This window comes from Neopusillimonas maritima (assembly GCF_003576595.1).
In the GTDB taxonomy this organism is placed as follows: domain Bacteria; phylum Pseudomonadota; class Gammaproteobacteria; order Burkholderiales; family Burkholderiaceae_B; genus Neopusillimonas; species Neopusillimonas maritima.
The window spans coordinates 79,658-93,254 of record NZ_NQOU01000005.1 but is presented as its reverse complement, the minus strand read 5'-3'; the positions used below and the strand labels follow the sequence as shown (position 1 = coordinate 93,254).

Sequence of the window (13,597 nt, the reverse complement as noted above, 5' to 3'; positions counted from 1 at the left end):
CGATTACGAATTCATTGTCATCGGTTCCGGCTGGTTCACCGGAGGCCCCGCAAATGCCGTCTTGAATTGACCGATGGACAGCATGTCGATCTCCACCATAAACGGGCCTTCTGTTGCAATAGCCGTTTGCAACACCTCGCCAATGCTCTCCAGATTGCTGACCCGGGCATGCGGAATGCTAAGCGACTCACACAGTCCAGCATAATCGGGGGTATGCAGATCGACATAATGGCGCCGCCCGCCATATTGCGCATCTTGAATGTTCTTGATTACGCCATAGCCTTTATCGTTCATCAGAATAATGACCATATTGGCTTTCTCTTGCACAGCCGTGGCCAATTCACCCAAATTCAGAATGAAACCGCCGTCGCCGGCCAGACAATACGTTTTCTTGCCCGTGTGAGCTTGCGCCGAACCAATTGCCGCGCCAATGCCCATGGCCAAACCCTGGCCAATGCCCCCACCTAAGGCATGTACACCCGCTTTGGGGTCGAACAAATACAAATAACGGTTGCCCCATGTACTGTTGGACACCGTAACGTCGCGTACCCAATTGAAGTTCTGGCCGACGGCGGCTTGCAATGCCTCGACCAACGTGGAATACGGCCCCAAACCATCAACCAAACTGGCCACGGCAGCGCTTTTGGCCGCTTGTAAATCGCTTTGGAACTGGGCGTCAACGCGCATTTTTCCTTCCAGACGATCGGCCAGGCCTTCCAGCACCAAACGCGAATCGCCATGTACGAAGGCGTCGGTTTCGTAGCAACGCCCTTCACTGCCGGGATCGGCATCAACGCGATACAACGGGCGTGGCAGTTTCAACTGATACTTCAGTGTTTCATTACCACGCAAGCGTGAACCGACCACCACCATGGCGTCGCAGGTTTGATAAAACGCCTCAATCGGCTTATGCAAATTAAAGGCCCCCAGCGATTGCGGATCATTTTCGGGAACAATACCGCGCCCCTGTGTACTGGTCACCACACAAAAACCCATCTTCATCAGACGCTGAACTGCCTGGCCGGCATGACGCGCGCCGCCACCCAGCCACAACAAGGGACGCTTGGCCTGCAACAAACGCTCGGCCAAACGATCCAACGAGGCTTCCGAGGGTTGATAAACCGGCACCTCCAGAGGGCGAAGGTCGGTGGGCATACTAATGAGCGCACCTTGAATATCGATGGGAATTTCGACGCTTACCGGGCCGGTTGGTGCCGTCATGGCAATTTGTACTGCGTGCTTGATGGTACTGAGCGCCGTTTCCGCGCTGCGCACCCGGAAAGCGGCTTTGGACACGGCCTCTAGCATGGTTAGTTGATCGGGTGCCTCGTGAATATACGAAAGGCCTTGGTCTAGATACTGGCTCTCGATTTGACCCGTAATATGCAACATCGGGGTCCCCGCCGTTAAGGCTTCCACCATGGCACCCGCCGCATTGCCGGCAGCCGTACCTGTGCTGGTCAGGCAAACGCCCAACTCACCTGTGGTACGAGCATACGAATCGGCCATATTGGTTCCACCGGCCTCGCCGCGTGCGGGAACAAATCGCACAACACCGCGCTCGCCGAATGCGTCGAGAATGGGCATATTGTGAATGGAGATGACGCCGAATGCCGTTTTCACCCCGCATTCCTCAAGAAAGGCGGCTATCGCCGAGCCGACAGTTACTTCAACATTCTTTTTATGCATGGCGGGACACTCCTCCGGAAACGTCGATATGTGAGCCTGTTGTGTAAGAGGACAACGGCGTCGCAAGAAAAACAATGGCGCGGGCGGCTTCTTCAGGCCGCCCTAATCGCCCTAATTGAATATGTTTACGTTGTGCCAGCTCAAGAGACCATTGCTCCCAAGTCTGGCTTTTATCTTCGCGCGCCTCAAAGCGGCGGCGCCATTGGCCGGAATCAACCAGGCCCAGCAAGATACCGTTCACACGAATACCTTTGGGCGCAAACTCCGTAGCCAATGATCGAACCAGGTTCATTACCCCGGCGCGCGCGGCCGAGGTTGCGACCATATGTGGCTCAGGCTGTGCCGCCAGCAATGAGTTCACGCACACAACAGCGGCCTCGTCCTGCGTTTCCAGATCGGGCAGAAACGTACGCGTTGGATGAATCACCGAGAAGAACTTCAAACGCAACTCTTGTTCCCAGGCCTGATCATCCGTATCGGCAAACGTAGACAAACGCCCTTGCCCGGCGTTGTTGATCAACATCGCGGGCTTGCCCAATTGATCGCGTACAGCCTGCGCAAACGCGTGAACATCGTCCGGATTCAAAACATCGCATATTTGTGTCAAGAAACGGCTCTGCGGAAAATCTTTACGCAATTGAGCGGCAACCGACTCAAGACGTTCAGCACTGCGCCCGCAAAAGGCAACGTGGGCGCCTTGCTCGAGCAACAGCTTTACTGTTGCCAGACCAATACCGGAACTGCCGCCGGTAACCACCGCCACTTTTCCTTCCAGGTTAATCATTGATACCTCTTCATTCTTAAACTTTTACACGCTTAATGACGGGATGCGGCCACGTGATCGAGCAGGCCCGACAAGTCGTCGGCCGCCTCACACGCGCTGCGCGCTAATTCAGTGATGTTTTCAGGAGTATGTTTATTCCCGGAAACCGTGATGCCTAAAGCGGCAACCACTTTCCCCGCCTGCCCGAAAACGGGTACAGCCAGGGTGGAAATATTCGGTTCAAAATAGCCTTGATCAAACACGTAGTCGTGTGCCCGATCGGTTTGAATCAGGCGATACAGTTGCGCAACCGTTGCTGGTGTTTTCGGTGTGGCCGCCTGCAACTGCTCTTCGGGATAAAGCTGCTGCAGTTTTTCGAACGAGAGGTCACGCAATAAAACACGGCCGAACAAGGTGGCGTGTGCGGGTAAACGGGTTCCCAGGTGAACCGTATTTGCATAGGGGGTTTGCACCACCGCCCGGGCAACATACACCACGGAACGACCGTCGCGCACCACCAGATTGCATGAACAACCGGTGATATCGCGCAAGCGTTCAAGAATCGGACGCCCCAGTTCAGTAAGCTCTTTCGAGGCCAGGCATTCGAACCCCAAACGAAGCGCGCCGGTACCCAAACGATAATCACGCCCGCTTTCGTCGCGCTCAACCAGACCCAACTGCTCCAGCGTCGATAGCAAACGAAACACAGTAGAGCGGGGAATGGACAAGCGACGGGCAAGCTCCGGCGCCGACAACACCGGCTCCCGGCGTGTAAAAGCGGTCAGAATACGCAAACCACGCTCCAACCCCGGGACCGTATAACGCTGAGCCGCCTCAAGGCGGCCGAATTCATTCATGTTCACGCAACACCTCGAACATTCGACATGGCCTGCTGAATTAAATCGGCGATCTGTTGCGGCTGTTCAATGTAACTGGCATGCCCCGCTTGTGAAATCAGCTCAAACGGGAAACCCATGCGCTCGGCAAATTCAGCCGATTGTTCGGGTGGCGTCACAATATCGGCATCACCGCAATAAACAAGCGTGTTCTGAGGAAAATCATCGGCATAACGATAAATATCGTCGCCACAAAGGAGCTCGACCGCTTGTCTATATCCGCCTTCATTAAGCTTCATGGCGTTTGCAGTCACGGCCTGCCGATGGCCCTCTGAAGCGAACGCCGAAAGCAGTCGGTTCGGCAATGCTTGGGCAATGCCCTGCACGCCTTTCTCGGCCAGCGCAGCAAACCGGCCTGCTCGAACCTGATCGGCTTTATCAGTACCACCGTAACCCAGCGCCGGACTGATTAACAAAAATTGCTTAACACGAGGGTCGTGTTGTTTTGCCAAGCCCGACGCCATGAGCGCACCCAGCGAATGCCCCACTACCAGGCAGTGATCAACGCCCAACTCGTTTAACAAACATTGCAATTGGTGAGCATAATCAACCGCCTGCGGCTGAGCTTGCCCCAAGGGGGTGGAATGACCATAGCCGGGCGCATCCCAGGCGACAACCTGCATATCGTTCTGCAATAATCGGGCGCACTCCCGCCAGGAGTCGGCGCCCGAACTGATGCCATGCAAAAGTACAACCGTGTGAGGCCCCTGGCCGCAGCGACGCAAACCGATATCCCCCTTCCCTGTTTTCACAACCTCGTAAGTGAAAAAAGGATCGGAAGAAATCGACGTATCGTTGTTGGGAAAAGCCTGGGTCACGGGTTATTCCTTTGTTTTGTAGAGATCAGCGCTTGATTTTCGACAAAGGGTGCTCGGGCGGATAGGTGGGGATAATGGGTTTTTTAGCGCCCAACATCACACACATCAACGCATCTTCATCACCGATATTGATCTCTTCACGATAAACGCCCGGTGGAACTGAAACGAGGTCGCGATCGGTCAGAATGGTTTCAAAACGTTCACCATCTTTCTCAAGCACCAGCTTCATCTTGCCGCGAATAACGAAGAACACTTCTTCAACGTCGGTGTGCAAATGAGATGGGCCAATGTGCCCGGCCGGGATAACCATGGTTGAAAACGTGAAGTTTTCCGAAGGGACGGTATTCACATCTTGCGCCACACCAGTACCACCGGTACCCACATAACGCATTTGGGCACGACGATACTTGGGGTCGTAATCAGCCTGGAACTTCAAGGCGTCCCAGTCGTATTTGCGTGTTGAATAACGTGCAATACGTGTTTGCATCCAATCTTCGAAACTGGCGCCTTCAGGACGCTCCCAGGAAGGTTTCTCACTTACTGCTTGTTCGCTCATAGAACTCACCTTTATGGTTAATGCATGACAAAGCCGCCATTGACGGCCATGACTTGACCTGTCACGAACCGTGACAGATCAGAAAGAAGAAAAGTAACCACACCACTGACATCGTCGGGGACTTGCTGACGCTGAATGGCCCGTTGCCCTTCATAAAGCTCATGACGATGCTTAGGGACATATTCGGTCGCTTCAACCAGCGTTAATCCGGGTGCCACGGCATTGACCGTAATATTGTCGACACCCATTTCGCGCGCCATCGACCGACTCATTGCGATAACGGCGCCTTTGCTGGCAACATAGGCCAGCAGGTTCTGCGCACCCCACAACGAAGTGTCTGAGGCCAGATTGACAATACTGCCGCGCCCCGACGCTTTCAGCGCAGGCCAGCAAGCGCGGCTCATCAACCAAGTGCCCCGCACATTCACCGCCATGACCTTGTCCCAAACATCGATATCCAGCTCATTCAAAGCTTTACCACCGGAATTGGTAATAGCGGCGTTATTGACCAGGCCGTCGAGCCCACCCAGCCATTGCGCCGCCTGCACCACACAATCGGTGATTGACTCCGGGCTGCTTTGGTCGAACACCACACTCTGTGCCTGAATGCCTTCAGCGCGTAAATCTTCCGCTGCAGCATGCAATTCATTTGCCAGAATATCGGCAATCACCACTGCCGCGCCGGCACGCCCTGCATGACGGGCGAACTCCAGGCCAAGCCCCCGGGCACCGCCGGTAACCAAAACCCGGCGGCCTTTCAATAAACCTTGTGTTGCGATAGAAACTTGATCGGGTTGCATCCTGGTTTCCATTAAGCCGTAGTGGTTGTGATTTTCGGGATGTAATGCAAGCAACGACGCTCGGCCCAGACAACACCCGCGTAGGCCACGATCCCGATGATGGTCAGCCCGATAATGGCCACAAACACACCAGCCGTGTTGCCTTGGCCTTCAGAGTCGACCAGAAGGAAACCCAAGCCTTGGTTGCCGCCCACCAGTTCACCCACGGTGACACCAATAACAGCCAGCGTGGAACCGATACGCAAACCCGAAAACAAAGCCGGCAAAGACGAGGGGAACTCAACCAGGCGGAAAATTTGCAGCCGCGTTGCGTTCAACGTGCGAACCAGATTCACCATGTCGGGGTCGACCGTACGAATGGCAGACAACACGTTGATCATGATGGGGAAGAACACAATCAGGATACCCACCAGAATCTTCGGGTAAATGGTGTAACCCATCCACATGACGAACAAAGGGGCAAACGCCACTTTCGGTGCAATTTGCAGTGCCAGGATGTAAGGTGACAACACCGATTCCGTGGTGGGCGACAAACCCAGTACGACGCCTACAAACAACCCAAGCAACGCACCCAGAAAAAACCCGATGACGACCTCAAGCGCGGTGATACCGAAATGCTCGAGCAAATTGCCGGTATTCCACATTCTGATGCCCTCTTCAACGACCGAGGAAAACACCGGCCAGATATAGGCCGGTGTTTCCAGCCACACCGGGATCCACTCCCAGGCGGCCAGCACCAGAATCAAAACGGCCAGGCTGCACAATGCGGTAAAAGTTTGTTTAGACACACCAGGTCCTCCTGTAGAGTGCTTTTTCGGTTTGGGCTGATTGAGCTTTTGCGAACGGGACATCCCTACAGGTTGGTTAACGCTGACCGTGGATGACTCCAAACTCATTGACCGCCTCCAACGAATTGATTGGTGTACAGCTCGTCGAGCGGCGTTTCAGTATTCACAATACCTTCAGATACATAGAACTTTTGTACGTTGGCCAGGCGCTCGGGATCCATTGTTCCGGGCACTTCCTGGTTTGCATAAACGTATTCGTTGTACAGGTCGAACACCTGACGCACCTGATCTTCCTTACCTTTGAACGCCGGGTTTGCTTCCACATAGGACGCAACGGCCTTATCGGTTTCGTTCATGATCAGCGTCATGCCTTTCAGTGTGGCACGGACCATTTTCTGAATGAGTTCAGGGTTGTTCTTGATTGCTTCATCAGAGGCCAGAATAGCCTGGGCCATACTGTTGAAACCCTCTTCGCGCGGCATAATATGAACTTTGGTCCCGGCAGCGCGTGCGCTTACAACCCAGTCGGGCACACCGGCCATCACTTCCGACTTTCCGGATGCAAATAATTGCCATACACCAGCGGGGCCGGCGGCCTGAATATCGGCATCATCGCGCGACAACCCAGCTTTACGCATCGTACCCAGCAAAGAGTAGTAAGTGGTGTCGGTATAGGCCATAACCGAGATCACTTTGCCTTTCAATTCGGCGGGCTTGTTTACCGGCTTATCGGCATGAGAGGCAACCAGCGTTAACGAGCCTGCGCCCAATACGGCTACAGACTTAACGGGCACACCGTTGGCACGCACAATAATAGACGTGTCACCAATGGCGCCACCGATAACGGCGTTGCCGGCACCCACTTGCTTGGCGACATCAACACCGCCTTTGCCGGTCACGAACTCAACTTCAAGCCCTTCGTCGGCGAAATAACCCTGATGCTGCGCGATCAGCCAAGGCGCAAAAGCGGGAAGCGTTTTAGGTGCAGGCAACAAATACGTTACCTTTTGCAGATCTTTACCTGCTTCAGCTGCCAACGCGGCGGTTGTGGAGAAAAGCGAACATGCGCCCAGCGCGGTAATGGCGAGTAGTTTTTTCATTATGTCCTCCGGATCGTAGTAAGTATCGGAATTTCAAAAAAGGAACAACGGGTACCACCTGATTGCTTAATGAGCCAATTCTTCTTTGCCAATTTTCAGCAGGTCCATTAAGCGCCCTTGCAAGGGGCCAACTTCTGGTAACTTGCGCCGCTCGAGTGGGTTCTCGCGCAGCGGAAGATCGATAACGATTTCCTCAATAATGGTGCCCGGCCGCTCACTCATTACCAGCAGACGGTCGGACAGGGCAATGGCTTCGACCAGGTCGTGGGTAATGAAAAGCGCCGTACGCTCTTTCTCGTACAACATTTGAGCCAGATCCTGCTGAAGCACCATTTTGGTTTGGGCGTCGAGCGCCGAAAAGGGTTCGTCGAGCAACATAACGTGCGGATCGACGGCAAGCGTACGTGCCAGCGCAGCGCGTTGACGCATCCCACCCGACAGTTGATAAGGGTAGTGCTTTTCAAACCCTTTAAGGTGGCACTTATACAGAAGCTCGTGTGCAATCTTCATGCGTTCGGCTTTGCCGACACCGGCGATTTCAAGCCCTAACGACACGTTATCTTCAATGGTGCGCCATTGCATGAGCAAATCTTTCTGCAACATGAAAGCCACTTCACGCACAGGCCTGGTTACCAGCTTGCCACCCACGTAGACCTCGCCCTCGGTAGGCTGATACAGGCCGGAGCCCATATTCAACAAAGTACTTTTGCCACAGCCTGAAGGCCCGATAAGCGAAACCACTTCCCCCTTCTTGATAGACAGGGAGACGTCGGTAACGGCGGTGATAGGTTTGGATGTCTGGCGATCGATGAACGACTTGGTGACATCACGGAATTCAATTTCGACCATGAGCGGTGCGCTCCTTAGCGATGTTTTATATATGAACTGACGTTTTGCTCTTTAAACAGACTTTATCTGCTTGACGGGTGGGAATATATTAGGGATAACCCTTTGTATTGCTTTTAAATTGACATAAATCAACAATTAAAGCGATATTTATCGACGAAAATAAATAATAAAACCTCTTTTATTTCAATAGTTTATTGTTATCAGATAAAATAAACCTAGGGTTTTTACTTATGGATCGTTATTTCCGCCACCCCTACACTAACCTTATGTAAAACGCTGTTTAATATATGGAACACAACATCGATATGGAATTCTATCGCAAACCATATCTACGGGTTACCTATACTACGGAGCCGGCATGGCGTCTGACACCACACTATTAACCGTATTTCTTAAACACGATCAGTCGCAGAACCTGGACACGATTCAAGGCAAGCTCAAAGCCGCCGAATGGTGGGATCGCTTTCCGCCCGACGGTGTTGAAATTGTTTCCTGGACGGTTGCCATGGGGTTTGGACAAATCGTCACGCTACGCGTTCCGCCACACTTACTTCCGGTTGTGAATGTCGAACTTGAACGTTCGGCGTGGGGCGTATTCACCACCGAATGTTTTCCCACTTATGACTTTATCCCTGTACGCGAACGAATCAAGGAACGCGTACGTAACGGAGGCCAATAATGCAAGACCGCTACCTCACCCCTTGTTATCTTGATCCCCATCAGGCTCGCAGTCATGAGCCCACCGCTTACGAAAACCTGTTGGGCGACAGTATTGAACGTGCTTTTGGTTCCGGTATTACCGAACTCGATGCACTCGTCACCTTTTTGAACGACCAAGGGCCCCAGCCGCAAACGGCAGATAACTGGACAACAGATAATCTGGCTGAGGAGCTCAAGCGTCTCGCCAACGACTAAACGAGATCAATAGGAAATTCCATGAGTACAGCAACAGCAAACCGCGCTGAAACCGAAGCGCAAGTTGAAAAAATCCTCACCGAAGGTCTGAAAGACTACTGGCACGCCATCTGCCCATCGCATTTTGTCAAAGACACACCCGTATCATTGCGTCGGCTGGGTCGCAAACTGGTACTTTGGCGCGATGCCGATAACAAAGTGCACTGCCTCGAAGACCATTGCCCCCACCGGGGCGCCCCGCTTTCTTTCGGCATCCCGCTAGGTAATAAAATTGCCTGCGGCTACCATGGCGTGGAAGTCAGTTGCGACGGCACAGTCGTCTCTGTTCCCGGCAACCCCGGCTGTAAACTGGAGGGTTCGCGTCCCACACGTGCTTTTCATATACAGGAAAGCGCCGGTGCAATTTTCATGTACAACTCGTCTGAAAACATCGACGAACCCCCTCCACTGGTATTGCCCGAACAGCTGACATCCGGCGAATATTCCGCCTTCCTGTGCTACACGGAATGGCGCGGCGGCTATCGCTACGTGATCGACAACGTCATGGATCCCATGCACGGCACGTATCTGCACAAGCAGTCGCACAGCATGTCGGTGGGCGCGCGCTCAGCCGAATTCCAACTGCGCGATACCGATACGGGCTTTATTTTCGAGAAGGCCGGCCAGCGTGACGTTAACTTCGACTGGTCGGAATGGGCCGACACCGGGCTGATCTGGCTGCGGCTGGAAATCCCCTACCCCAAAACCGGCGGCCCTGGCGGTAATTTCGGCATTATCGGCTGCTACACCCCTATTTCTCCCGATATCACGGCGGTATTCCACTGGCGCGTTCGCAAAGTTGAAGGCTGGCAGCGCGACGCCTGGCGTTTCCTTTACAAAAATCGTTTGGAAGCACGTCATTGGACGGTTCTGGAGCAAGACCGCGTAGTGCTCGAGCAAATGGAATCGGACGCGAACCAACGCGAACACCTTTATCAGCATGATGTCGGGGTCACCCGCGCACGCCGGCAACTACGCAAACTGGCGACTGATCAATTGAACCGGGGTGTTCTGTAGTGGCCATGGTGCCAAATCAGAACGGGAACGTGCGGCACATCAACGTGCCGTCTGTTCCTGAACCGCCCAACGCAACCTGGTCGAACTGTTTGGTTATCGGGCAGGAAGTGGTCATGTCGGGCGTGACCGCCAATCCGGCGGTGAACGACCAAGGCGAAACCTTGAGTACGCAAGATCAGGGCACTCGTATTATGGAGCGCATCCGCGCCATGCTGCAGGCGGCCGGTGGCGATTTGCACAATATCTACAAACTGGTTGTTTATCTAACGAACGCAGAAGATAAAGCCCTGGTTTCCGAGTTGCGCAAACACTATTTCACTGGTACTTTCCCGTGCTCCACGCTGGTTGAGGTGAGTGCGTTTGCTTTTCCGGGCCTCAGTATTGAAATCGACGCATTTGCCCGGCTTGATATTGACTTAAGGCAAGCGCAAACCCGTTAATGCTTTACAGGGATGATTTCTACTGAATATGGCGGCTAAAGATACAGAAAAATATGCAGTGCCCGGACTTGAGCGCGGTCTACGCATACTCAGTGAATTTTCCCGCCAAACCCCTACGCTCACCGCGCCGGAACTGGCTCGCCGTCTCAGCGTGCCTCGTACAACCATTTTTCGGCTACTGGTCACGCTGGAAAATCTGGGATTTGTTGAAAGGCTGAACAACGGGCGCGATTACCAATTAGGCACAGCGGTGCTTAGGTTGGGCTTCGAGTATCTGGCGTCTTTATCCATTACTGAGCTTAGCCGACCTATTCTGGAGCGCCTGCGCGACGACACCGGCTACTCATCCAATTTAGTCATTCGAGACCGACGCGACATCGTTTATATCCAGAAAGTAGCACCGGCATCGGTATTCAGCAGCTCGGTGCATATCGGTACGCGACTTCCGGCACACGCAACCGTCTTGGGCCGGGTATTGCTCAGCCATCACAGTTTTGAACAATTACAGGCACTTTATCCGGAAGAGCGACTTCAAGCGCACGGGCCTAACACGCCCGCAACCACACATGATCTTTACACTTTGCTTCAAAAAGACAAAGCCAGGGGTTATGTGATGGAAGAAGGTTTCTTCGAAACCAATATTTCAACGATTGCCGCACCCGTGCACGATGAGTCGGGCGTAGTGGTTGCCGCACTGGGCTTAACGGTGCCCAATTTGCGCATACCGGAGGCCGAGCGCGAACGGCTTATTGAAAGGGTAAAAAACGCGGCACGATCACTCTCGGTTTCATTGAACTACAGCGGCGCATACGCTTGAATACACCCCGCAAATTTCAGGCGCTGCCGTCGCAACATCTAATTTCCGATAACGCCCGGGCCGCTTCGCACACTGCTTTTTGAGCCTGTACTTCCAGCGTTTCATCTTCAATAAAAATCTGTTCCGGACCGACGACACTTAATGCACCCACCGCATCGCCGTCGGCGTCCTTAATTGCAGCGGCGCAAGCATTAATCCCTTTCTCCAACCGAGACCGACTCCAAACATAGCCCGTTTCGCGAATAGTATCTATTTCCTGCATCCATCTATCGAAATCGGGAATGGGCTTCGATGCCGAAGGGCCGAACATGAGGTTTAACTCATCGTTGGAACGGCTTGCCAACACCGCTTTTCCCGGCGCCAATTGCCAAGCCGTCACCCTGCTACCCAGCGTGATATGGCTCACTAATCCTGCGGGCGGCATTTCGCGCAACAAGTACACCATATCAGCGCCATCCAACACTGTGTAATAAACAGAGATGCCCAAGGAATGACAAATGGACTGCGCATAACGCCTAACCACTGACATAAAATCATTGTGACCCAATGTGGTGGCCGACAAAGCCAGAAAACGCAGGCTAACACGATGACCACCGGAAGGGAGACGTTCAATCATACCCTCTTGCTCCAGCGTGGCCAGCAAGCGCGTGACGGTTACGCGATTCACATCGATCAGCCGCCCAACTTCGCTTAAATTACTGGTATTGCCGCCCTGGGCAATATATTCGAGCAACCGTAAGCCACGCACCATGGGGGTGACCAAAGCCCCCGTTTCCAGGCTCGCTTGTTCGCTGCGCCCCACTGACTCTTTTGCCATTCCTGCCTAACCCAATTTAACCGACCACGCATCATAGCCGTAAACCCAATCAGCGTTGGTGCCCGATTTCAACCAATTATTGCCGCGCGACGCAATTTGTATTTCCGCCGTACGATCGTGACGCGCTTTCTGATAAGCGTCGAATGCCGCAGTAGATTCGGCAAAATCGTTGGAACTGAGACAGCGCGCCAACACAACAGCATCCTCGATGGCTTGCCCTGCGCCTTGCGCCATGAACGGCATCATGGGATGGCATGCATCGCCCAACAATACCAACCGCCCTTTGTGCCACTCCGGCAATGGATCACGCACGTACAGTGCCGACTTCAGCACCGAATCACAAGCGTCAAGCAATGCACGCGCTTCTTCATGAAAATCAACGTAATGCGACCGAAGTTCGCTTACCTCACCCGGTGCGGTCCAGGACTCCAAGTGCCAACCTTCCTGTGGCGTAGTCGCGAAAATAAACAAGTCTTTGCCTTGATTGAGCGGGAAGGAAACGATTTGCACTTCGGGTTGTTTGCCCCACCACTTGGTAAAGCTATCAAGATTCGGCAAATTACCCAGCTTCGCAACCGGCACTACGGCCCGGTAGGCAACCACACCGGTAAATTCCGGCTGCTCAGGCCCAAACATCGCGGTGCGCACGGTGGAATGAATACCGTCGGCGCCAATCAGCACATCCACCTGTTCCTGGCTGCCATCATCAAAATGAACCGTCACACCGCCCGCCTGGTCGTCGATCCGAGTCACTTTCTTGCCCAGTTTCACTGTACCGGGTTGAACGCCCTCTTCCAACGCAGACATGACATCGGCGCGGTGCAATGTAAGCTGGGGCGCACCGTATTTCTCTTGCGCCGCCTCGGCCATTTCAATACGCGAGGTTTCTTCGCCGGTATAACCGTCTCGGCTGATACGATAACGTGGCCGTGCCGCCGTTTTACGCAACGCTTCGCCAACCCCCCGCCCCAGGCCGTCTATTGCTCGAACGGCATTCGGCGTTAAATTGATGTCGGCACCAACGCGTGCAAATTGCTTAGCCTGTTCAAACACCACCACCTCTTTCCCGGCCTGCTGCAATGCTATGGCAACACTCAGCCCGCCAATACCTGCACCTGAAACCCCAATCCGTTGTGTCATGCTTTACCTTTATGATCAAAAATGAACAATATGTTCATAATTTAACTCACCTTGAATAAGCACGTCAACGAAAACATACGCAGCGACCATTTAAGACAAAAAAACAGCCGGGAAAACCCGGCTGCCTTCATCAACATTGGGCGCACACAAACA

General features: G+C 53.5%; 16 protein-coding genes. 5 read left to right on the top strand and 11 right to left on the bottom strand.

Features of this window, described 5'->3' with window-relative positions:
- Nucleotides 1–3: 3 nt before the first annotated feature.
- From CJO09_RS12575 to CJO09_RS12535, 9 genes are all read right to left on the bottom strand, one after another.
- A complete protein-coding gene (locus CJO09_RS12575) occupies nt 4–1,689 on the bottom strand; it encodes a thiamine pyrophosphate-binding protein (protein ID WP_119442651.1) in 1,686 nt (561 codons plus the stop codon).
- Nucleotides 1,682–2,473, bottom strand: coding sequence for an SDR family oxidoreductase (locus tag CJO09_RS12570; protein WP_119442650.1), 792 nt, complete (start codon nt 2,471–2,473; stop codon nt 1,682–1,684). Before CJO09_RS12570 ends, CJO09_RS12575 begins: the two co-directional genes overlap by 8 nt.
- A gap of 32 nt (nt 2,474–2,505) precedes the next feature.
- Nucleotides 2,506–3,309 carry an IclR family transcriptional regulator gene (locus tag CJO09_RS12565; protein ID WP_119442649.1) on the bottom strand — a complete coding sequence of 268 codons (804 nt, stop codon included), beginning with the start codon at nt 3,307–3,309 and terminating at the stop codon, nt 2,506–2,508.
- A 2-nt stretch (nt 3,310–3,311) separates the two neighbouring features.
- Nucleotides 3,312–4,166: an alpha/beta fold hydrolase gene (locus tag CJO09_RS12560; protein ID WP_119442648.1), complete on the bottom strand. Its 855-nt coding sequence runs from the start codon at nt 4,164–4,166 to the stop codon at nt 3,312–3,314.
- A gap of 25 nt (nt 4,167–4,191) precedes the next feature.
- Nucleotides 4,192–4,722, bottom strand: coding sequence for a cupin domain-containing protein (locus tag CJO09_RS12555; RefSeq protein ID WP_114421690.1), 531 nt, complete (start codon nt 4,720–4,722; stop codon nt 4,192–4,194).
- 17 nt (nt 4,723–4,739) lie between these two features.
- Nucleotides 4,740–5,522 carry an SDR family oxidoreductase gene (locus tag CJO09_RS12550; protein WP_119442647.1) on the bottom strand — a complete coding sequence of 261 codons (783 nt, stop codon included), beginning with the start codon at nt 5,520–5,522 and terminating at the stop codon, nt 4,740–4,742.
- Between the two features lie 11 nt (nt 5,523–5,533).
- A complete protein-coding gene (locus CJO09_RS12545) occupies nt 5,534–6,310 on the bottom strand; it encodes an ABC transporter permease (protein ID WP_370523855.1) in 777 nt (258 codons plus the stop codon).
- Between the two features lie 104 nt (nt 6,311–6,414).
- The gene (locus CJO09_RS12540) at nt 6,415–7,410 is read right to left on the bottom strand and encodes an ABC transporter substrate-binding protein (protein WP_114421688.1); all 996 of its coding nucleotides are present in this window, start codon (nt 7,408–7,410) and stop codon (nt 6,415–6,417) included.
- Between the two features lie 66 nt (nt 7,411–7,476).
- Nucleotides 7,477–8,259, bottom strand: coding sequence for an ABC transporter ATP-binding protein (locus CJO09_RS12535; protein WP_119442646.1), 783 nt, complete (start codon nt 8,257–8,259; stop codon nt 7,477–7,479).
- Nucleotides 8,260–8,617: 358 nt separating this feature from the next.
- Between CJO09_RS12535 and CJO09_RS12530 the strand changes: the two genes are divergently transcribed.
- From CJO09_RS12530 to CJO09_RS12510, 5 genes are read left to right on the top strand one after another with little or no spacing between them, the layout of a single operon-like run.
- On the top strand, nt 8,618–8,938 hold the full coding sequence (locus CJO09_RS12530) for a hypothetical protein (RefSeq protein ID WP_119442645.1): 321 nt from the start codon (nt 8,618–8,620) through the stop codon (nt 8,936–8,938).
- Entirely contained in the window at nt 8,938–9,174 is a 237-nt protein-coding gene (locus CJO09_RS12525) for a recombinase-like helix-turn-helix domain-containing protein (RefSeq protein ID WP_114421685.1), read from the top strand. The genes CJO09_RS12530 and CJO09_RS12525 overlap by 1 nt, the downstream gene beginning before the upstream one ends.
- 21 nt (nt 9,175–9,195) lie before the next feature.
- On the top strand, nt 9,196–10,230 hold the full coding sequence (locus tag CJO09_RS12520) for an aromatic ring-hydroxylating oxygenase subunit alpha (protein WP_119442644.1): 1,035 nt from the start codon (nt 9,196–9,198) through the stop codon (nt 10,228–10,230).
- A 5-nt stretch (nt 10,231–10,235) separates the two neighbouring features.
- Nucleotides 10,236–10,670, top strand: a complete 435-nt coding sequence (locus CJO09_RS12515; protein WP_119442742.1) for a RidA family protein — start codon at nt 10,236–10,238, stop codon at nt 10,668–10,670.
- Nucleotides 10,671–10,698: 28 nt separating this feature from the next.
- Complete coding sequence (locus CJO09_RS12510) at nt 10,699–11,487, top strand: IclR family transcriptional regulator (protein ID WP_119442643.1); 789 nt, start codon at nt 10,699–10,701, stop codon at nt 11,485–11,487.
- A 16-nt stretch (nt 11,488–11,503) separates the two neighbouring features.
- On the opposite strand, the gene CJO09_RS12505 is transcribed toward CJO09_RS12510, so the two are convergent.
- Complete coding sequence (locus CJO09_RS12505; protein ID WP_119442642.1) at nt 11,504–12,304, bottom strand: IclR family transcriptional regulator; 801 nt, start codon at nt 12,302–12,304, stop codon at nt 11,504–11,506.
- A 6-nt stretch (nt 12,305–12,310) separates the two neighbouring features.
- Nucleotides 12,311–13,444 carry an FAD-dependent monooxygenase gene (locus CJO09_RS12500; protein WP_119442641.1) on the bottom strand — a complete coding sequence of 378 codons (1,134 nt, stop codon included), beginning with the start codon at nt 13,442–13,444 and terminating at the stop codon, nt 12,311–12,313.
- Between the last annotated feature and the right edge of the window lie 153 nt (nt 13,445–13,597).

Bases quoted from the DNA above. Each gene is read 5' to 3' on its own strand.
- CJO09_RS12575 (WP_119442651.1), bottom strand. From the start codon at position 1,689: ATGCATAAAAAGAATGTTGAAGTAACTGTCGGCTCGGCGATAGCCGCC.
- CJO09_RS12570 (WP_119442650.1), bottom strand. From the start codon at position 2,473: ATGATTAACCTGGAAGGAAAAGTGGCGGTGGTTACCGGCGGCAGTTCC.
- CJO09_RS12565 (WP_119442649.1), bottom strand. From the start codon at position 3,309: ATGAATGAATTCGGCCGCCTTGAGGCGGCTCAGCGTTATACGGTCCCG.
- CJO09_RS12555 (WP_114421690.1), bottom strand. From the start codon at position 4,722: ATGAGCGAACAAGCAGTAAGTGAGAAACCTTCCTGGGAGCGTCCTGAA.
- CJO09_RS12550 (WP_119442647.1), bottom strand. From the start codon at position 5,522: ATGCAACCCGATCAAGTTTCTATCGCAACACAAGGTTTATTGAAAGGC.
- CJO09_RS12540 (WP_114421688.1), bottom strand. From the start codon at position 7,410: ATGAAAAAACTACTCGCCATTACCGCGCTGGGCGCATGTTCGCTTTTC.
- CJO09_RS12535 (WP_119442646.1), bottom strand. From the start codon at position 8,259: ATGGTCGAAATTGAATTCCGTGATGTCACCAAGTCGTTCATCGATCGC.
- CJO09_RS12530 (WP_119442645.1), top strand. From the start codon at position 8,618: ATGGCGTCTGACACCACACTATTAACCGTATTTCTTAAACACGATCAG.
- CJO09_RS12525 (WP_114421685.1), top strand. From the start codon at position 8,938: ATGCAAGACCGCTACCTCACCCCTTGTTATCTTGATCCCCATCAGGCT.
- CJO09_RS12520 (WP_119442644.1), top strand. From the start codon at position 9,196: ATGAGTACAGCAACAGCAAACCGCGCTGAAACCGAAGCGCAAGTTGAA.
- CJO09_RS12515 (WP_119442742.1), top strand. From the start codon at position 10,236: ATGGTGCCAAATCAGAACGGGAACGTGCGGCACATCAACGTGCCGTCT.
- CJO09_RS12510 (WP_119442643.1), top strand. From the start codon at position 10,699: ATGGCGGCTAAAGATACAGAAAAATATGCAGTGCCCGGACTTGAGCGC.
- CJO09_RS12505 (WP_119442642.1), bottom strand. From the start codon at position 12,304: ATGGCAAAAGAGTCAGTGGGGCGCAGCGAACAAGCGAGCCTGGAAACG.
- CJO09_RS12500 (WP_119442641.1), bottom strand. From the start codon at position 13,444: ATGACACAACGGATTGGGGTTTCAGGTGCAGGTATTGGCGGGCTGAGT.